Genomic DNA, 19614 nt, shown 5'->3' on the forward strand with positions numbered 1-19614 from the left:
TCGCCCGGTTCCGGCCGTGGCAGGCTCGTGCCCATGGCCATGACCCCGCCCTCGAACGCCGAGGACTTCACGTTCACGCTGGACGACGCCCTCGACATCCCGGTCCGCGTGCGCTCCGACGGTGACCTGACGCGGTGGCGGGAGCCAGGACGGACCAAGGCCGCACAGCCCTGGCCGCACGCCCACGGCCTGCCGGGGGACGGCGAGTACCTGGTGACGACGACCTGGCGCCAGCTGGTCGACGCGGCCACCAGCGTGGGTCGGGACCTCACGCCGTGGCTGCGCCGGACGCCCTCGCTGGCGGTCAACGAACTCGTCGCCCGGGTCTCCCCGCTCCACGCGTACCTGTCCCTGCGGGACTTCCCGGTGCCCGCCGGCAAGGGAGCGGGACGGCGCCTGTTCGTGAGCGCCGTGTACCGGCACGGCACCGAGCGGAGCGCCCACAGCGCCTTCGGCTACCACCTGGGCATGACGATGGCCCAGTGGCTGACCGTCGGCATGGCCGGCCTGCCCTCGACCGTCCACCTGGAGGGCGGCGGCGTCCCGGAGTTCACCGACGCGTCCGAGAAGTTGCCGGACCTGTACGGCAACCATCCCGCTGAGGAGCTGCCCTGGCTGATCGAGGCCAAGGGCCGCAAGCACCTGGGAAAGCAGCGGCTGAGCGAGGGCCAGGAGCAACTCGACGGCGGCTCGGCCGCGATGGCCGTGCCCCACCGGCAGGTCCTGTGCGGGACCTCCCTGCCGCGGGCCGACCGCTGGGAGGACGACCCGCTGTTCATGATGGTCAACACCGCCGTCGTGGTCCCCCCGCCCGGCGGCGGCACCGTCCACCACCTGCCCGACCCCCCGTCCGGCGACGACGAGGAACAGGCCCCCTCCTCACCGGACGCGCTCCTTCGGGTGGCACGCCGGCAGCTCCTCGTCTACCGGGCCCTCGCCTTCGGGGCGGTGCAGGACCGGCGGATGATCCGTCTCAGCGGACCCGGGCACCGGGAGGGCCGGGCCAGGTCCGGGGCGAACCGGACGCTGCCCCTGGAGTTCGACACCGGTACCCGCTACCTGCGCGAGTCCCCGCGGCGGCACGGCGTCCCGGACGCATGGGCGGACCGGATGGAGGGCGCCCGGACCTTCCTGGTCGGCCGCATCCCCGGCGTGGGCCTGCACCTCGGCATGTCCAGCGGACTGTACGCGGCGTGCGCGGCCCTGCACCGCGCACAGGCGGAGGTGCCGGCCGACGAGCCGGTGTTCCCGCCGGACGTGCCGCTCGCAGGCCTGGACGAGGACGACCGGCGGGAGGAGCGGAGCCGGCGGGCCCGCCGGACGTTCTACGACCGCGAGCACGAACTGCTCCCGCGCACGAAGCGGGACATGGCCGACGCCTACGGGGAGGCGGAGAGAGCACCGGAAGGCCCGGTCGGCACCGGCTTCCGCCCGGAACCGCCGGATCCGGTCCGGGAGTTGCTGGAGGCCAGGACCGCGGAGACCTATCTGGCGATCGAGCCCACCGACCCGGTCCTGGCCCCCTACCGCCGCTGAGCCGCGCCGGTACCGGTCAGCTCTCCGGAGGGGCGCTGATCCGCCGCACCCCGAAGCCGATGCGCTCCAGCCAGGCCGCGGCTCCGGCCTTGCCGCCGGAGAACTCACCGCTGGTGAGGGCGCGGCCGAGCGCAGCGCGGGCCGGCCCCCGGGGGTGGGCCGGCCCGCTGGTTCGGTGTGCCGTGGCGCGGTGGCCGACGGTCAGTCGGCGGCGCCGACGCGGGGAGCGGGGCCGCCGCCCTGCCGGGCCTCGTCCCCGGTCTCGTCCCCGGCCTCGCTCCGGCCCTCGACCAGGACGGCGGGCTCCAGTGGCGAGGCGATCTCCTGCGGCTTGCTGCGGGAGGCCCAGTCGCGGATGCCGAGCAGCACCATCACGAAGAAGATCCCGTAGACGATGCCGGAGAAGTACAGCTCGGAGTGGACCGCGAGCGGCACGCCCACCAGGTCGACGGCCAGCCAGACGAACCAGAACTCCACGTAGCGGCGGGCCTGGCTGTACATGGCGAGGATCGAGCCGATGAAGATCCAGGCGTCCGCGAGGACCATCCACAACGGCGCACCGGGGTAGAAGGAGGCGTCCGCCCCCTTCAGCACCGCGCCGAACACGGCCGTCCCCAGCACCATCGCGGCGGCCAGCACGACGCGTTCCTGCCACGACGCCCAGCGGACGTTGATGGTGCCTTCCTGCTCGCGGCTGCGCTTCCAGGTCGCCCAGCCCCAGGAGGCCGACACGATGATGACGATCTGTCGGGCGGCGTTGCCGCCGAGGTGCACGTTCAGGCTGGCGATCAGGAGCAGCACCGAGCCGAGGATCTGCACCGGCCAGGCCACCAGCGAGCGCCGCAGGGCCAGCCAGACGGTGGCGAGCGCCAGGATGTTGCCGAGGAAGTCGGACCAGTAGACGGGGAGGCCGAAGAAGCTGAACTGCTCGTTCAGCCAGTGGAATGCGCTCATGACTCACACCTTTGTTCGTGCCGAGCGAGGTGGGGGAGGACGGTCGGCCCCGCCGAAGCGGGGGGAGCGGGGCCGACCGGGCATGTGGCTCAGGGCGCGCGGGCCCGGTGGGGCCGGCCCGCGCGCCGGGCAGGGAGAAGGGTGGTGCGGGTGGATCGGAGGCGCCCCGGGGGGTGAGGGGGGCTTCCGGAGGGTGGTGCCGGTGGATCAGGAGAGGCCGGCGAGGACGCGCCGTCCGCGCTCGGAGTCCAGCAGGGCATCGGAGCGGCGGACGTCCTCCCGGGCGGCGAGCAGCAGCTCGTCGACCGAGGCGAACCTCTCGGTGCCCCGGATGCGGGCGACGAACCACAGGTCGATGTGTTCGCCGTACAGGTCGCCCGGGGCGTCGTGGCAGTACACCTCGGTGTGGATCTCGGAGGTGTCGCAGAAGGTGGGGTTGGTGCCGATGCTGATCGTCGCGCGGTGCACGGTGCCGGTCGTGCGCCGGGCCAGCCAGCCGCTGTAGATCGCGGGCGGCGGGACGGGCGTGCCGGGGTCGGGGGCGATGTTGGCGGTGGGGAAGCCGAGCCCCGTCCCCCGGCCGGCGCCGTGCACCACGGTGCCGGCCAGGGGGGTCGTCGGGACGTCAGCCATGGGGGGTGAGCTCACGGAACTGGCTGGTGTGGAAGACCAGCGGCTCCACCCCGGGGAACAGCTCGGCGGTGAGCAGCTCCATCAGGACGATCTCGTGGTCGCCGCCGTCGTACACCGCGTACACCCGGGCGGTCAGCCAGAGCGCCGCGTCGTGGATCAGCACCGCGCCGTCCGGGGTCGTCCGCCACCCGGTGCCGTCGAAGCGGTCGCCCTCGCGGGAGGCCAACCGCCGGCAGAGCGCGCCCTGGCCGCGGCTGAGCACGCTCAGTCCCAGCACCGGCGCCTCCCCCAGCCTCGGCCAGGTGGTCGAGGTGCGGGCCACGCTGACCGCGACCATCGGCGGCTCCAGCGAGATCGACACGAAGGAGCTCACCGCGAGCCCGACCGGCTCGCCGTCGCGCAGCGCGCCGAGCGCGACCACGCCGGTGGGGTAGGCCCCGAAGGCCTGGCGCAGCACCGCGGCGTTCAGCCGGTCCGCGTCCGAGGCCGCCGCGTGCGGCTGCTCCGGGTCGCCCGGTGCCGCCGGGTGCGGCCCGACGGGTGCGGCGGGCGGGTTCGGGTGGTGGGCGGGAGTGACCATGGTCGTCGCCGTCCTCTCGTGTCGTCGCGGCTGGGGTGGGTCAGTGCCGGTACCGCGCGGCCGGGTGGCTGGCCGGCAGGGCCCGGTCGGACGCGCCGGTCAGCCGCTCGCGCAGCGACTCGCCGGCCGCGTACTCGCCGCGGAAGACGCCGCGGGCGCGCAGGATCGGCAGCACCGACTCGACGAACTCCGTGGTGGAGGCCGGCTGCACGGTCGGCGAGAGCAGGAAGCCGTCCAGGTCGGCGCCCTCGGCCAGGGCGCAGATCTCGTCGGCGATCTCCTCGGCGGTGCCGACCACCGGACGGGCGCCGACGCCGTGGGTGTGCCAGTCGGCGAGGACGTCGCCGACGGTCTTGCCGGCGAAGCGGGCGACCTGGGTCTGCGACATCTCGGTGGAGAGCTCCGTCATCGGGGTGTCCGGTGCGTACGAGGAGAGGTCGAGGCCGGTGAACATGGCGTAGCTGGCGACGGTGACCTCGGGGCGCTGGGCGTCCAGGACGCGCTGCCAGCGGCGCTCGGCGTCCGCGGTGGTGGCGCCGACCACGCAGGAGAACGCCGACATCACCTTGACCTCGTCGGCGCCGCGCCCGGCCCGCACGGCCTCCTCGCGGATCGCCGCGGTGTGCCCGGCGAGCTGCCGCACCGAGCCGCTGCCGACGAACATGCACTCGCCGTGCCGGCCGCCGACCTGCCGCCCGGCCGGGGAGGCGCCGGCCTGGAACAGCACCGGGGTGCCCTGCGGGGAGCGGGCGGTGTTGCCGTAGCCCTGCGAGCGGAAGTACGGGCCGTCGTGCTCGACCTGGTGCACCTTGGCCGGGTCGGCGAACCGGCCGGCCTTGTCCTTCTCCAGGGCGTCGGCCTCCCAGGCGCCCTCCCAGTACTTGTAGACCAGGTCGAGGAAGTCCTCGGCCATCTTGTAGCGGTCGTCGTGCGCCACCATCTCCATGCCGAAGGCCTTGACCGCGGTGTCGGCGGTGCCGGTGGTGACGATGTTCCAGCCGAGCCGGCCGCCGGACAGCTGGTCCAGGGTGGCCAGTCGGCGGGCGAACGCGTACGGGGGCTCCACCAGCACCGAGCCGGTGACCACCAGGCCCAGGTCGGTGGTGCTCGCCAGCAGCGCCGAGGCGATCACGAACGGGTCGAGGCGCGGCAGGTCGAGGGTCTCCTCGGTGGCGATCGGCGGGCGCACCCCGTCGATCTCCGACCAGCCCCAGGCGTCGGCCAGGAACAGGAAGTCAAGCTTGGCGTCCTCGCAGAGCTGCGCGATCTCGCGCCAGTACCCGAGGGTGTCGAACAGGTGCCGGCGGCTGTCGGGGTGGCGCCAGGTGGCGGTGCCGCTCGCGTTGGTCTGGGCGTTCTCGAACAGTCCGAGCTTGAGGTTGCGCATGGGTTGTTCTCCGTTGAACTGGTGATGCGGGGGAACCAGGGGCACTGGAGGGTGGGGGAAAACCAGGGGGAACAGGGGGAACAGGGTGTGGAGCGGTGGAGCGGGGGAACCGGAGGTGGGGTGACCGGTCCCGTCAGGGTGCTACGGCGACGGCGGGGGCGTCGAGCACGGCGGTGTCCGTGTCGAGCTGCGCCGCGGACGGCATGGAGGACTGGGCGCCGAGGCCGGTCACGGCCAGCGAGGCCGCGCGGACGGCGCGTTCGGCGGCCGCGAGCAGGCCGGCGCCCCGGGCGAGGGAGTCGGCGAGCGCACCGCAGAAGGTGTCGCCGGCGCCGACGGTGTCGACGGCGTCCACGACGGGGGCCGGCAGGTGCACGGCCGGGCGGCCCGGCTGTTTGACCAGCGCCCCGTCCGCGCCGAGCGTCACCACGACGGCCCGGCAGGGCAGCTCGGCCCGTTCCAGCAGGTCGCGCGCCCCGTCGGGGCCGGCGGGTCGCGCCGCACCGAGCAGGGTGGCGAGTTCGCCGAGGTTGGGCACGAGGACGTCGACGGCGGACAGCACCTCGGGGGCGACCGGCCTGGCCGGGGCCGGGTTGAGGACGACCGTACCGCCCTGCCCGCCGGCCCGCAGCACGGCGGCGGCGACCACCTCGGCGGGGATCTCGTGCTGCACCAGCACCACCTCGCCCGCCGCCCTGACCAGCCGTTCCGGCAGGTCGGCGACCGACAGGGCGGCGTTGGCGCCCGGGTTGACCACGATGGTGTTCTCGCCGGCCCGGTCGACCACCACCGAGGCGATCCCGGTGGTGCTCTCCGGTGCCGGGCGCACCGCCTCGACGTCGACGCCCTCGGCGGCGAGCGCCCGCAGGATGGGGCCGGCGTCCGTACCGACCCGGGCGACCAGCCGTACCCGCGACCCGAGCCGGGCCGCCGCGACGGCCTGGTTGGCGCCCTTGCCGCCGACGCCCTCGACGAAGCCCCGCGCGAGCACGGTCTCGCCGGGGCGCGGCAGGTCCTCGACGGTCAGGACGAGGTCGCGGTTGACCGAACCGACGACAGTGATGAGCGGCATCCGCACTCCTTGGGAGATCGATCTCCCACACTGTGGCCCAGCCCCCGGAAACCGTCAAGTACCCTCGTGCTGCGCATTCCGCCCGCTCAGCCGAGACCGAATCCGACCACTAAGGACCCGCCCACGTGACAGCGCCCCGACTCCTCGACGTGGCCGCGGCCGCCGGCGTCTCCCGCGCGACCGCCTCACGCGTCCTGGCCGGCACCCCGCGCAACGTCGACCCGGAGCTCGCCCGCCGCGTCGAGGAGGCCGCCCAGGACCTCGGCTACCGCACCAACCACTCCGCCCGCGCCCTGCGCACCGGCACCACGGGCACCGTCGGCGTGGTCGTGCCCTCGCTCGCCAACCCGTACTTCGTCCAGCTCGCCGACGCCATCGCCCAGCAAGTCCGCGCCGCGGGCGGGCAGTTGGTGGTCTCCGACGCCGCCAACGACCCCGCCGTCGAGGCCGAGCAGATCGAGACCCTGCTCGGCGGCCGGGTCGACGGCCTGCTCGTCGTCCCGGTCTCCGCCGGCGCCTCGGGCCCCGCCGTCCGGGCCGCCGCCCAGCGCGCCCCGGTCGTGCTCTTCGACCGCTGGGCCACCGGCTCCGGCACCGTGGCCGTCACCCTGGACAACACCGCCGCGATGGGGCTGCTCCTGGACCACCTCGAAGGCCTCGGCCGGCACCGGATCGCCCTGGTCGCCGCCGACCAGGCCTCCTCCTCCGGTGCGGAACGCCTCGCCGCCTTCACCGGGGCCCGCGGCGCCGACGCCACCACCGTCCTGCTGCCCAGCTTCACCACCGACGCCGGCCGCACCGCGGGCCGCCGCATCGCCGAACAGCACGGCCTGATCGACGCCGTCGTCTGCGGCGCGGACGTCCTCGCGGTGGGCCTGGTCAGCACCCTCCAGCGCTCGGCCGTCCCCGTGCCCGGCCGGATCGCCGTCACCGGCTTCGACGACACCGAGATGCTCGAACTCCTCGACCCGCCCATCACCTCCATCCGCCACCCCCTCGCCGCGATGGCGGAGCGGGCGCTGACCCTCCTTCAGGCGCCGTCACGGGAACGCAGGGAGAGCGTCGAGCGCTTCGCGCCGCAGCTGGTGGTCCGCTCCTCCACGGACGCGAACGCCTGAGACCCCTCGCCCCCGGCGGCACCGCCGGTGACCGGACGGAAGGCGGCCACGCCGACGCGGAACCCCGGCAGCACCGGGAGGACGGACGCCCTCGGAGCCGGGCACGACCGGCAGCGCCCACCGGACTTCCGGCCGGGCCCCGGGCGCCGGACGCCTGGACCGCGCGTCACGAACAGTCGCCGAACGGACCGTCACTCCCCCACGCCTCCGGCCGTCCGACCCGACGCCCCGTTGCCGCACGGCACGCCCGGCGGCGCTCCACGCCTCCGTGCCTCCAGGCCCCAGGACGTGACGATCCGTGAAACGGATCTGGCGCCTCCCTTCACGATTCCGATACGGTCTGGACCAATCAGCGGCCGGCTGTCCTCCGCCGTGCCCCCGCTGCCCCCGCACCCCTTCCGGGAGTCGTCATCAGCGCCCAGACCGTCCCCGTTCCCCTCACGCTCCCGGCGCTCCTGGACCACCGGGCCGCGGTCCACCCCGAGCGCACCGCACTGCTGGTACCGGGCGGTGGCGCGCTCACCTACGGCGAGTGGCGCGAGCGTGCCGTCCGGACCGCGCACGGCCTGGCCTCGGCGGGCGTACGGCCGGGGGACACCGTGGCACTGCTGTTCGCCAACCGGGAGTGGGACGCCTACGCCGTCGCGTTCCTGGCCGCGCACTACGCGGGCGCGGCCGGGCTGGTGATCCGCGAGGACCTGGCCGGGGACGACGTGGAGCGGCTGGTGGAGGTCACCGGGGCGCGCTGGGCGGTGGCCGGGAGCGGCCCGCGCACCGCACTGCCCACCTTCCGGCCGGAGGAGCTCGAAGCGCGCGGCATACCGGCCGGGGCCGAGCCCCCGCACCCGGCCGGGCCCGGTGACCTGGCCCAGATCGTCGGCACCTCCGGCACCACCGGCACCCCGAAGGGAGTCCGGGCCGCCCACGCGAGCCTGACCGCAGGCCTCCTCCTCAACCCCCGGCCCCGCCCGTACGCGCACTCGCGGCACGCGGTGCACGCCTTCCCGATCGGGACCAACGCCGCCCAGGCCGTCCTGGTGAACGCCCTGGTCGCGCAGCCCACGACGATCTGCCTCCCGCGCTTCGACGCGGAGGAGTTCGGGCGGGTGGTGGAGGAGTACGGCGCGGGCACGGTGTTCCTGGTGCCGTCGACGGCGGTGGAGCTGCTGAACTCCGGGGTCGCCGCCCGGCGCGACCTCGGCGGCGTCCTGCTGGTGAGCTCGACCGCCGCCGCCCTGCCGCCCGCCGTCGCCGCCGGGCTGTCCGCCGCCCTGCCGAAGGCGACGGTCGTCAACACCTACACCTCGGCCGAGGCCGCCCCCGCCCAGATCTCCGCGGTCGTGGACCCGGGCCGGCCCGGGTCGGTGGGCCGCCCGACCGACCCGGCCGACCTGCGGATCCTGGACGACGCCGGGGAGCCGGTCCCGCCCGGCGGGACCGGCGAGATCTGGCTGCGCCAGCCCGGCCCGCCGCGCGGGTACGCCGGGGCCGGCCCCGGCACCGTGTTCCGCGACGGCTGGGTCCGCATGGGCGACCTCGGTCGGCTGGACGGGGACGGCTTCCTGCACCTGGTCGACCGGGAGAGCGACATCGTCAAGTCCGGTGCGCTGAAGGTTTCGACGCTGCGGATCGAGGCGGTGCTGCACGAGCACCCGCAGGTCGCCGACGCGGCGGCGCTCGGGGTGCCGCACCCGGTGATGGGCCAGGTGCCGGTCGCCGCGGTGGTCCCGATGCCGGGCGGGATCGACCTGGACGGCCTGCGGCTCTTCCTGAGCGAGCGGCTCGCCAGGCCCGAACTGCCGGTGCGCGTCCTGGTCCTGGACTCGCTGCCGCGCAACCCGAGCGGCAAGGTCGTCAAGCACCTGCTGCGGACCTCGTTCGAGGAACCCGCCGAGGTGACCGGCAGAGCACCGGAGACGGAGCGCGAGCTCGCCCTCGCGGGCCTGTGGCGGGCCGTGCTGGGGCGCCAGGTCCGTGCGGTGGAGGAGGAGTTCTTCGCCCTCGGCGGGGACTCCTTCCGGGCGGTCCAGCTGGCCGCCGCGATCTCCGCCGAGTTCGGCGTCGCGGCCCGCACGGCGCTGGTCTTCGAGCGCCCCTCGCTGCGGGCCCAGGCGGCCTGGCTGGAGGGGGCCGAGGCCGCTCCGGCCGGGCCGGCCGAGCCGGACGGGGCCGAGGTCCCGCCCTTCCTGCGCTCGCTGCGCGCGCAGCCGCACGACCTTCCGCTCACCTCCCAGCAGGAGAACTTCCTGCGCTGGATGGCCGAGGCCCCGGACCGCAACGTCGGTTCGGTGGCGGTGATGTTCCGGGTGGCGGAGGCCCTGCGGACGGACGTCCTGCGCGAGGCGCTCTACGAGGCGGTGCGGCGGCACCCCGCGCTGCGGACCGGGTTCGTCCCGGTGCCCGGGGCCGAACCGGGCGTGCTGCGGGCGGTGCTGGACGACGAACCGCGCGCGGACGTGGTGCTGGTGGACGCGCCCGGCGCGAGCGACGACGAGGTGTCGGCGCGGCTGGTCGCGGTGCGCGACCGGCTGACGGACGTGGGGTCGGACCCGATGACCAGGCTGGCCGTGGTGAGCCGGGGGCCGGAGGACCACGTCGTCCTGCTGTCGGTGCACCACCTCGTCAGCGACGGCTGGTCGCTGGGCGTGCTGCTGCGCGACCTGGGCGTGCTGTACTCCGCGCTGCGCCACGGCCGACGGGCCCCGGCGGTCCGTCCGGGGCCGGAGTACCGCGAGCTGGTGGAGTGGTCGAACGCCCACTGGCCGGTCTCCCGGACGCACTTCGCCGCGGCGCTCGCGGACGCGCCCGCCGCCGTCGACCCGTTCCCCGGCCGCCGGCACACCGAGGTGGTGCTGAGCGCCGCCCACGCCTTCACGGTGGCGCCGGAGCGGGCCGCCGCGCTGCGGGCCAGGACGGCGGAGCTGGGGGCCACCCCGTTCCTCGCGGTGGCGGCGGTGTGGAGCGGTCTGCTGGCCGCCCGCAGCGGGCAGCCGGACCTCGTCCTGATGACGCCGGTGCCGGGCCGGACGAGGCCGGAGGCGGAGCGGGCGGTCGGCTGCTTCGTGCAGTCGCTGCTGGTGCGGGTGGACGCCTCGGGCTCGCCCGGCTTCGCCGAGCTGCTCGACCGGGTGCGCACCGCCGCCACCGCCGCGCTGGACCACCAGCTGTACCCGTTCGCGGAGTTCAGCCCGCGGGCGCCGTTCGCGGCCTGGCTGCGGTACGAGAGCTGGAGCGCGCCGGCCCAGCTGCCGGGGGTGGCCTGCGCGGCCTGGGAGCTGCCGCGCAACGCCACCGTGCCGTACCCGCTGCCCGGCGGCGACCTGCACGTCCCGGAGCTGGCCGTCGCCGAGCAGCCCGACGGCGGGCTGCGGTGCTGGCTGCGCTACAACGAGCACGCCTTCGACTCCGCGGCGGTGACCGCCCTCGCCGAGGACCTCGACGCGGCGCTGGCCGGGGCCGCCGGGGTGTGACCGGGCGGTCCGCCCCCGCCTCCGGAAGGAGTCCGGACGCACCGGGGCCCGGCTCCGCCCTCCGCGGAGCCGGGCCCCGGCCGTTCAGCCGACGAGCCGCCCGGACGCCTCGTCCTCGCTGAGCGCGTCGATCTCGGCGATCAGCAGCGCTTCGATCCGGCCCGCGAGCGCGGCCGGCGTGCTGCTCTCGAACACGTCCCTGATCGGGACGTCGAGGCCGAGCCCGGACCGGATCCGCGCGGCGACCCTGGTGACCAGCAGGGAGTCCCCGCCCAACGCGAGGAAGTCGTCGAACACCCCGACCCTCGGCACCCCGAGGACCTCCTGCCACAGCTCGGTGACCAGGTGCTCGGCGTCGGTGCGCGGGGCGACGTAGCCGGGACCCGCCGCCGTCCCCGGGTCCGGCAGCGCCGCCGGGTCGAGCTTGCCGTTCGGGGTCAGCGGCAGCCGGTCCAGCACGACCACGGTGTCCGGGACCATGTAGGCGGGCAACCGCACGGCGAGGTGCTCGCGCAGTTCGTCCCGGCCGGGCTCGGCGCCCGGTCCTGGGACGGCGTACGCCAGCAGCCTGCGGCCGTCGCGGACCAGTGCGGCGGCCTGGGCGACGCCCGGGTGCGCGGTCAGCGCGGACTCGATCTCGGCGGGCTCGATCCGGTAGCCGCGCAGCTTCAGCTGCCCGTCCCCGCGCCCCAGGTACTCCAGCCGGCCGTCCGGCCGCCACCGCGCCCGGTCGCCGGTGCGGTACATCGTGCCGCCGGTGAACGGGTCGGTCACGAAGGCCGCCTCGGTCAGGTCGGGCCGGCCCAGGTAGCCCCGCGCCAGGCCGATGCCCCCGATGTGCAGTTCGCCCTCGGCGCCCCGGGGCAGCAGCCCGCCGCGCTCGTCCAGCACGTACAGCCTGGCCCCGGGCAGCGGGCGGCCCAGCGGGGGCCGGTGCGCGGTGTCCTCGGCCGTCAGTTCGGCGGCGGTGACGATCACGGTGGCCTCGGTGGGCCCGTAGGTGTTGACCAGCCGGACGGCGTCCCCGTGCCGCCGGCGCCACCGGTCGACCGGGCCGGGGCGCACCTCGGAGCCCCCGATGACCACCAGGCGCAGCGCCTGCGGCCAGCGGGTCTGCCCGCCCAGGGCGACGAGCTCCTCCCAGTAGGCCGTCGGCAGGTCCAGCACGGTGACGGACCGGCCGGACGGGCCGTCGAGCAGGTCGGGCAGGGTCCGTCCGCCGCCGGGCAGCAGCACGACGCACGCCCCGGACGCCAGCGCCGGCCAGATCTCCTCGACGTGGGTGTCGAAGCCGAGCGAGGCGAACTGGACGATCCGGTCGGCGGGGCCCAGCGCGTAGCCGTCCGGGCCGGCCATCCAGTCGACCCGGGCGGACACCGCCGGGTGGTCGACGGCGACGGCCTTGGGGGTGCCGGTGGAGCCCGAGGTGTAGAGGACGTAGGCGGGGCCGGCCGGGTCGGGCGGGGCGAGGTCGCCGGTCCCGGGCCCGGGCAGGTCCGCGCCGGTGAGGGTGAGCACGGCGCCGGCCTCGCGGACCATCAGGGCGCGCCGCTCCTCGGGGTGGGCCGGGTCGAGCGGGAGGTAGGCGGCGCCGGCCTTCCAGACCGCGGTCAGGGCGACGACCAGGTCGAGGGAGGGCGCCATCGCGACGGCGACCACCCGGCCCGTCACCGGGCCGAGCCGGCGGGCGAGTTCGGTGGAGCGCCGGTCGAGTTCGGCGTAGGACAGCGTCCGTCCTTCGCATTCCAGGGCCGGCGCCCCGGGCCGCTCGGCGACCTGGTCGGCGAACCGTTCCAGCACCGTCCGCACGCCGGCCGGGGCGTCGGGTCCGGCGCCCAGGGCGAGCAGCTCGGCCCGCTCCCGCGCTCCGACGAACCAGTCTCCGTGCAGGGGGAGTTCCGGGTCCTCGACGATCCGCGCGTACAGCTCGCGGCACCGGTCGCCGAGCGCCTCGACGGTCTCCCGGTCGAACAGCTCGCGGTCGTAGCAGAAGGAGAGGGTGATCCCGCCGTCGGCGGTGCGCCAGCTGTCGAGCAGCAGGTCGGTCTTGGCCTGCTCGAAGCCGGAGTCCATGCTCGTGGTGCGCACGCCCGCGGGCAGGTCGGGCTCGCCGGCGCCGTCCGCGAGTTCGTACTGGCTCTGGTGGACGAAGACGGCCTGGTAGAGCGGCCCGGCTCCGGCGTCCGGGGGCAGGCCGAGGTGGGCGGCGAGCCGTTCGGCCGGGGCGTCGGGGCGGCTCAGGGCGGCGAGCGCGGCGGACCTGGTCCGCTTCAGCGCGGTGCGGAAGTCGGGGTCGCCGGTCAGGTCGGACCTGATCACCGCGGTGCGGTTGAAGTAGCCGACCAGGGCCTCGTGCGCGGCCTCGGTGCGGCCCGCCAGCGGGGTGCCGACGACGAAGTCCCGGCAGCCGGTCCAGCGCGCGAGCACGCTCTGGTAGCCGGTGAGCAGCACCATGAACGGGGTGCACCGCTCCTGGCGGGCGAACCGGTCGAGGGCGGTGGTCAGGGCGGGGTCGAGGGAGACGGTGACGAACCCGGCGGGCCTGGCGGGGTTGCGCGGTCGCGGCCGGTCGAAGGGCAGTCGCAGCGCTCCGGTGCCGGCCAGCCGGTCGGCCCAGAACCGGAACGCCTCCTCGCCCGCCGCGCCGCCCGTCGCGGCCTGCTCGGCGCGGGCGAAGTCGCCGTACTGGAGGGCGAGTTCGGGAAGGTTCGCGGGGGCTTCGCCGATCGCCTCGCGGTAGAGGGCGAGCAGTTCGCGCCACATCGTGCGGAAGGACCAGCCGTCGGCGACGACGTGGTGGACGACGACGCTGACGGCGTGCTCGCGCTCGCCCGCGCTGATCAGGGTGGCGCGCAGCGGCGGCGCGGCGGCGAGGTCGAACGGCGCGTTGACGTACGGGCGGCAGGCGTCCGTGAAGTCGGACTCGGTGGCGCCCTCGGGCAGTCGCAGGGTGACCAGGTCGATCCCGGCCGGGGGCTGGACCAGCTGGACGGGCTCCGCGTCGTCGGGGCCGGCGTACACGAAGCGGGTGCGGAGGATCTCGTGCCGCTCGGTCAGCCGGTTCAGGGCGGTGCGCAGGGCCCGCGGGTCGATCGGCCCGGTCCAGCGCCGGTTGAGGTACATGTTGAAGCCGGCGTCGTCCGGGTGGAGCTGCTGGAGGAACCAGAGCCGGCGCTGTTCTGCGGTCAGCGGGTGGGTGGTGCTCACCGGACGGTCACCTCGGTCTCGGAGCGGTGCGGGTGGGTGGGTGCCGCGGCGTCCGCGGTGGCTGCGGCGGCTGCCGGTCCTGCCAGTCCTGCGGGTTCTGCGGGTTCTGCGGTGCCCGCCGGGCCGGCGGTCCGGCCCTGGATGGTCTGGAGGCCGATCAGGTCGTCGGGTTCGGCGTCCGGGACGTCCCGGTCGAAGTGGCGCAGCACCGGGACGGTCAGGCAGACCAGCGCGAGGACGGCCATGGCGAGGCCGAACAGCAGGTAGAGCAGTCCGATGCCGCGGCCGTCGCCGGTGCCGGTGAGCCGGCCCACGGTGGTGGCGAGGGCGCCGTCGTGGTCCATCAGCGGCTGGAGCAGCCCGGGGCCGAACGGGGCGATCAGGGCGAAGCCGACCGGCAGGGTCGACCAGGCGACCATGGTGTTCACCGCGATCACCCGGCCGTGGAAGCGCAGCGGCACCTTGGTCTGCACGATGGTCGCGTAGGAGCCGTTGAGCAGGGCGAGTGCGAAGGTCATGCCGAACGCGCCGAGGGCGACCGTCCAGACCGACGGGCGCAGCCCGGTGAGCAGGCAGGCGGCGGCGACGGCGAGGGTGGCGAGCAGCACCCCGCGCAGCCTGCCGTGCCGCGGTCCGCCCCAGACGAGCAGGGTGATCCCGCCGAGGACGGCGCCGAGGCCGGCCGCGGTCGACACCCAGCCGGCCGCGGAGAGCGCTGCGAAGGAGAGCACGAGCGGGGTGGTGAGCAGGAACAGCGGGGAGAGGAAGACGTTCAGGACGGCGAAGTACAGCAGCATCGCCCGGAAGTGCCGGCTGCCGAGGGCCCTGCGGAAGCCCTCGCGGATCTCGGCGGAGATGCTCTCCCTGCGGGTGGAGCCCATGACGTCGGGGAACCGTACGGCCAGGGTGACGCCGAGGGCGAACACGTAGCTGGTCACGTCGAGGACGAGGATGCCGCCGAGTCCGATCGCGGCGAGCAGGCCGACGGCGAACAGCGGGACGAGGAACTGGGCGAGGCCGAAGGCCATCTGGACGACGCCGTTGGCCCGGCCGAGGTAGCGCTTGGGGACGAGCTGCGGCACGGCGGCGTTCCAGGCGAGCCGTTGGAAGGTGAGGGCGGTGGAGAGCACGGCGATGAGCGCGTAGGCGTGCCAGACCTGGAGGCTGTCGGTGAGGTACAGCAGGAGCAGCAGGGCCTGGGTGGCGCCGGCGGCGATGTCGCCGCGGATCATGGTCCGGCGCCGGTCGCCGCGGTCGACGACCGCGCCGGCGAGCGGGGCGGCGAGGATGCCGGGCACCAGGCCGCAGGCGGCCAGCAGGCCGAACTGGGCCAGGGAGCCGGTGCGCAGGTAGATCCAGACCGGCAGGGCGAACTCGGTGAGCGCCGATCCGATCATCGACACCTGCTGCCCGGAGGCGACGGTGAGGAATCGGCGCATGGTCGGCCGGACGGGCCCGTCCGGCCCGGCCGGGCCCGGTCCCCCGGCGCCGGCGACGAGGCCGTCCCCGGCGGACCCGGCCCTGGACACCCCGGCCAGCCACCAGGTGGCGCCGTCCGTCCTGCGGTGGCGGTCCTCCTCCCCCGCGGCGATCGACCGGTGGACACCGGTGACGATGGCGGCGAGTTCGGCGGCCCGGTACTTGAGGTAGAAGTGGCCGGCCTCGTCGAGCACCACCACGGCGGTGGTGCCGGTGAGCCGGTGCCACTCGCGGAAGCGCTCCTGGTAGAACTCGGTGGCCGGGTCGCGTTCGCCGCAGACCGCGATGACGGGGGCCTTGATCCGTCCGTCCTCCGTGCCGAACATCCGGGTGAAGTAGCGCTCGACGTCCTTGGTGCCGGTGCGGCGGTTGTGGACGATCAGCCGCAGCTGCTCCGGTTCCAGTTCGTCGGTGTCCATCCCGGCGGCCGCCAGGCCGTTGATCATGTCCTGGTCGCTGCGCATCCGGTCGAGGAGTTCGGCCCAGCGCTCCCCGATCGCCGCGCCGCGCCCCCTGGGGCGGGCGAAGGGGAAGATGCCGCCGAGGTGGACGGCGTCGATCTCCCGGCCGGCGGCCTCGACCCGGCGGGCGATCTCCACGGCGAGGCGGACGCCGACGCCGCAGTGCCCGTACAGCACGATCCGGCCCTCGACGTTCTCGATGATCTCGCGGGCGCACCGGTCGGCGACCTCCTCGACGCCCATCGGCTCCTCGCCGAGTTCGTGTCCGGGGACGGCGATGGAGTGCAGGGCCCAGTCGTCGGGCAGGGCGTCGGCGAGCGGCTTGTAGATCAGCGCGCTGCCGCCGCCGTAGGGCGCGCAGACCACGCTGCCGGTGGTGCGGCGGCGTTCGGGGGTGAGGCGGTGCAGCAGCCCGGCCGGGCCCCGGTCGGCGTCCGGGTCGGCGACGAGCCCGGCGAGCTGCCGGACGGTCGGGAAGCGGAAGAGGTCCATCACGCCGACCGGGGTCGGCAGGTCGGGGAAGGCGCGGCGCAGCCGGGCGACGACCTGGGTGGCGAGCAGCGAGTGCCCGCCGATCTCGAAGAAGTCGTCCAGGGCGCCGACCCCGGCGACGTCGAGCACCTCGGCCCAGATCGTGGCGATCAGGGCCTCGGTGCCGTCCTCCGGTTCGACGTGGCCGCCGGCCGGGGCGGCGTCCTCGGGCTCGGGCAGGGCCTTGCGGTCGACTTTGCCGTGGGCGAGCAGCGGGAGGCGGTCGAGGACGACGAACCGGGCGGGGACCATGTAGTCGGGCAGGACGGCGCCGAGTTCGGTCCGCAGTTCGGCCGGGGCCTGGACGGCCGTGTCGCCCGCGCGGCCGAGGTAGGCGACGAGGTTCTGCCGGATGCCCTCGCCGCGGACGGTCACGAAGGCCTGGGCGACGCCGGGCAGCGCGGTGAGCGCGGCCTCGATCTCGCCGGGCTCGACCCGGTAGCCGCGGACCTTGATCTGGTCGTCGGCGCGCCCCAGGTACTCCAGCGCGCCTTCGGGCCGCCACCGGGCCAGGTCGCCGGTGCGGTACATCCGGCCGTCGGCGAACGGGTCGTCGACGAAGCGTTCCGCCGTCAGGTCGGGGCGGCCCAGGTAGCCGCGGGCCAGCCGCTCGCCGCCGAGGTACAGCTCCCCCGTCACGCCGGGCGGCACCGGCCGCAGGTCGCCGTCCAGCACGTAGCAGCGCGCGCCGGCGAGCGGGGTGCCGATCGGGGTGTTGCCCGGGCCGTGCTCCCCGGGGAGGACCTCGTGGACGGTGACGCCGACCGTCGCCTCGGTCGGGCCGTAGTGGTTGAACACCGCGCACCGGCCGCGGGCGGCCAGGTCGGCGGCCCAGGCCCAGGACGAGGCCTCGCCGCCGAGCACCAGCGCCCGGCGCGGCAGCAGGCGCTCGACCGGGGCGTCGGCGGACAGCGCGGCCAGGTGGGAGGGCGTCATCTTGAGGTAGTCGAGCCGCGCGGTCTCGATCTGCTCGGCGAGTTCGGCGCCGGCGATGCGGCGCGGCAGCAGGTGCACCCGGCCGCCGGTGGCGAGCGCCGTGTAGAGCATGGTGATGCTGAAGTCGAAGGACAGCGACTGGAGCAGCCCGTAGCGGGCGCCGGGTTCGATCCGCAGCCGTTCCCGCACGCCGGTCAGGTAGTTGACGATCTCGCGGTGCTGTACCGCGACGCCCTTGGGCTGCCCGGTGGAGCCCGAGGTGTAGATGACGTACGCGAGGTCGTCCGGGCCGGAGGCCTCCGGGAGCGGTTCGTCGTCCGGGGCGAGGTCGACGCGGTCCACGAGCAGGTCCGCGCCCGTGTGGCCGGGGAAGCGGGTCCGCAGCTCCGAGTCCGTCACCAGCACCCGGACGTCCGCGTCGGCCACCAGGTGGGAGAGCCGGGCGGGCGGCTGTTCCGGGTCCAGCGGCAGGTAGCAGCCGCCGGCCTTCAGGACGGCGACCAGTGCGACGGCGAGGTCCGGCGACTGCTCCAGGCAGACCGCCACCCGGTCGTCCGGGCCGACGCCGAGCGCGCGCAGCCGTCGGGCCAGGGCGGTGGCCCTGGTGTCGAGTTCGCGGTGGGTGACGGTCTCGTCCTCGAAGACCAGCGCCGGGCTGTCGCCCGCCCGCCGGGCCGCGGCCGAGAGGAGGGCGGTCAGCGTCCGCGGTCCGTCCTCGGGCAGGGCCGGGCCGGCGGCCCAGCCGTCGACGGCGTCGCGGCGCTCGGCGGCGGTCAGCACCGGCAGTTCGTCGAGGGGCCGGCCGGGGTCGGCCGTCGCGGCCGTCATCAGGACCTCGAAGCGCTCGGCGAGCCCTCGTACGGTGCCGGCGTCGAAGAGGTCGGTGCGGTAGGTGATCAGGCCGAACAGCCCGCCGTCCTTCTTCTCCCGCAGGTAGAAGGCGAGGTCGGCGTGGCTGGTGGTGGCCGCGTGCCCGAATCCCTCGGCGGGGGCGGCGGGTGTGGCGGCGGCCGCGCGGTCGCCGTAGTTCTGGTAGGCGAAGGTCACCTGGAACACCGCCGAGCGGCTGACGTCCCGCTCGATGTCCAGGTCGGCGACCATCTGCTCGAACGGCACCTCCTGGTGGGTGTAGGCGTCGAGGGTGGTCTCCCGCACCCGGCCGACCAGCCCGCCGAAGGTGGTGCCGTCCGCCAGCCGGGCCCGGATCGGCAGCATGTTGACGAACGCGCCGACCACGGGCTCCAGTTCGCGGTGGAGGCGGCCGGCCACGGCCGAGCCGATCGCGAAGTCCCGCCGGCCGGTGTGCCGGGCGAGCAGGGTCTGGAGTCCGGCCATCAGCACCATGTAGGCGGAGGCCCCGTGGGCACGGGCGCACTCGGCGACGGCGCCGGCGAGTTCCGGGCTCCAGTGCAGTTCGACGGCGGCGCCGTCGAAGGTGAGCAGCGGCGGGCGGGGGCGGTCGGCGGGCAGTTCCAGGGCGGGGACGTCGGCGAGTTCGGTGCGCCAGTAGTCCCGGGAGGCGGCCAGCGCGCCGCTGTCCAGCCGGTCCCGCTGCCAGCGCGCGTAGTCGCCGAACTGGACGGGCAGCGGCGGGAGTTCGTGGTCGGCCTGGTGGGCGTACCGGTCGTAGAGCAGGTCCAGTTCCCGGTTGAGGATGTCGATGGACCAGCCGTCGCCGACGATGTGGTGCATGACCAGGGCGAGGACGTGGTCCTGGTCGGAGAGCCGGACCAGCAGGGCCCGCAGCAGGGGCCCGGCGGCGAGGTCGAAGGGGATCGCGGTCAGCGCCCCGATCTCCTCGGCGGCTCTTCGGCCGGGGTCGGGGTCGCCGGAGGCGTCGACGAACGTGGCGGCGAACGGGCCGGGTCCGACGACCAGGACCTCGGCCCTGCCGTCCTCGGTGACCGGGAAGGTCATCCGCAGCGCCTCGTGACGCTCCACCAGGGCGGTCAGCGCGGCGTCCAGGGCCGGGCGGTCCAGCGGTCCGCGCAGCCGCCGGGCGGGCGCGAGGGTGTACGCCGTCCCGCCGGGTGCGAACTGGTCCATGAACCAGAGCCGTTCCTGCCCGCTGGACAGCGGCGGCGCGGTGCCCTCCGGGCGGGGCTCGACCGCCCGCACCGGGGCGGCGGCCCGCCGCAGGCGCTGGGCGAGCAGGGATCGTTTGGTGTCGGACCAGTCGGCGGGCAGGTCCTGGGTGTCGGTCATCGGCAGTCCATTCGGGCATGCGAGGGGGCGGGCACGGAGCGGCGC

General features: G+C 75.3%; 10 protein-coding genes. 3 read left to right on the forward strand and 7 right to left on the reverse strand.

Annotated elements, in window-relative coordinates; genetic code table 11:
• Nucleotides 1-33 precede the first annotated feature (33 nt).
• Nucleotides 34-1536 (forward strand): hypothetical protein, encoded by a 1503-nt coding sequence (locus ACIQOW_RS24450; RefSeq protein ID WP_401088293.1) that lies wholly within the window; start codon nucleotides 34-36, stop codon nucleotides 1534-1536.
• A gap of 201 nt (nucleotides 1537-1737) precedes the next feature.
• On the opposite strand, the gene ACIQOW_RS24455 is transcribed toward ACIQOW_RS24450, so the two are convergent.
• The 5 genes from ACIQOW_RS24455 to ACIQOW_RS24475 all read right to left on the reverse strand — a co-directional run bounded on the left by ACIQOW_RS24455 (nucleotide 1738) and on the right by ACIQOW_RS24475 (nucleotide 6162).
• Nucleotides 1738-2490, reverse strand: coding sequence for a nicotinamide riboside transporter PnuC (locus ACIQOW_RS24455; RefSeq protein WP_401088294.1), 753 nt, complete (start codon nucleotides 2488-2490; stop codon nucleotides 1738-1740).
• A gap of 207 nt (nucleotides 2491-2697) precedes the next feature.
• Nucleotides 2698-3123 (reverse strand): riboflavin kinase, encoded by a 426-nt coding sequence (locus ACIQOW_RS24460; protein WP_401088296.1) that lies wholly within the window; start codon nucleotides 3121-3123, stop codon nucleotides 2698-2700.
• Nucleotides 3116-3703: a flavin reductase family protein gene (locus ACIQOW_RS24465; RefSeq protein WP_401088298.1), complete on the reverse strand. Its 588-nt coding sequence runs from the start codon at nucleotides 3701-3703 to the stop codon at nucleotides 3116-3118. The genes ACIQOW_RS24460 and ACIQOW_RS24465 overlap by 8 nt, the downstream gene beginning before the upstream one ends.
• Nucleotides 3704-3743: 40 nt before the next feature.
• Nucleotides 3744-5090, reverse strand: a complete 1347-nt coding sequence (locus tag ACIQOW_RS24470; RefSeq protein ID WP_401088300.1) for an NtaA/DmoA family FMN-dependent monooxygenase — start codon at nucleotides 5088-5090, stop codon at nucleotides 3744-3746.
• Nucleotides 5091-5223: 133 nt separating this feature from the next.
• Complete coding sequence (locus tag ACIQOW_RS24475; protein WP_401088302.1) at nucleotides 5224-6162, reverse strand: ribokinase; 939 nt, start codon at nucleotides 6160-6162, stop codon at nucleotides 5224-5226.
• A gap of 125 nt (nucleotides 6163-6287) precedes the next feature.
• Between ACIQOW_RS24475 and ACIQOW_RS24480 the strand changes: the two genes are divergently transcribed.
• Both ACIQOW_RS24480 and ACIQOW_RS24485 read left to right on the forward strand, forming a co-directional pair.
• Nucleotides 6288-7280, forward strand: coding sequence for a LacI family DNA-binding transcriptional regulator (locus ACIQOW_RS24480; RefSeq protein WP_401088303.1), 993 nt, complete (start codon nucleotides 6288-6290; stop codon nucleotides 7278-7280).
• A 455-nt stretch (nucleotides 7281-7735) separates the two neighbouring features.
• The gene (locus tag ACIQOW_RS24485; RefSeq protein ID WP_401088524.1) at nucleotides 7736-10750 is read left to right on the forward strand and encodes an AMP-binding protein; all 3015 of its coding nucleotides are present in this window, start codon (nucleotides 7736-7738) and stop codon (nucleotides 10748-10750) included.
• 84 nt (nucleotides 10751-10834) lie between these two features.
• On the opposite strand, the gene ACIQOW_RS24490 is transcribed toward ACIQOW_RS24485, so the two are convergent.
• Nucleotides 10835-13957, reverse strand: a complete 3123-nt coding sequence (locus ACIQOW_RS24490) for an amino acid adenylation domain-containing protein (RefSeq protein WP_401088305.1) — start codon at nucleotides 13955-13957, stop codon at nucleotides 10835-10837.
• Nucleotides 13954-19569: an amino acid adenylation domain-containing protein gene (locus ACIQOW_RS24495; RefSeq protein ID WP_401088307.1), complete on the reverse strand. Its 5616-nt coding sequence runs from the start codon at nucleotides 19567-19569 to the stop codon at nucleotides 13954-13956. The genes ACIQOW_RS24490 and ACIQOW_RS24495 overlap by 4 nt, the downstream gene beginning before the upstream one ends.
• Between the last annotated feature and the right edge of the window lie 45 nt (nucleotides 19570-19614).

It is taken from the genome of Kitasatospora sp. NPDC091335, from assembly GCF_044757205.1.
GTDB lineage: Bacteria > Actinomycetota > Actinomycetes > Streptomycetales > Streptomycetaceae > Kitasatospora.

Coding starts and splice junctions, on each gene's coding strand:
- ACIQOW_RS24450 (WP_401088293.1), top strand. CDS start 34: ATGGCCATGACCCCGCCCTCGAACGCCGAGGACTTCACGTTCACGCTG.
- ACIQOW_RS24455 (WP_401088294.1), bottom strand. CDS start 2,490: ATGAGCGCATTCCACTGGCTGAACGAGCAGTTCAGCTTCTTCGGCCTC.
- ACIQOW_RS24460 (WP_401088296.1), bottom strand. CDS start 3,123: ATGGCTGACGTCCCGACGACCCCCCTGGCCGGCACCGTGGTGCACGGC.
- ACIQOW_RS24465 (WP_401088298.1), bottom strand. CDS start 3,703: ATGGTCACTCCCGCCCACCACCCGAACCCGCCCGCCGCACCCGTCGGG.
- ACIQOW_RS24470 (WP_401088300.1), bottom strand. CDS start 5,090: ATGCGCAACCTCAAGCTCGGACTGTTCGAGAACGCCCAGACCAACGCG.
- ACIQOW_RS24475 (WP_401088302.1), bottom strand. CDS start 6,162: ATGCCGCTCATCACTGTCGTCGGTTCGGTCAACCGCGACCTCGTCCTG.
- ACIQOW_RS24495 (WP_401088307.1), bottom strand. CDS start 19,569: ATGACCGACACCCAGGACCTGCCCGCCGACTGGTCCGACACCAAACGA.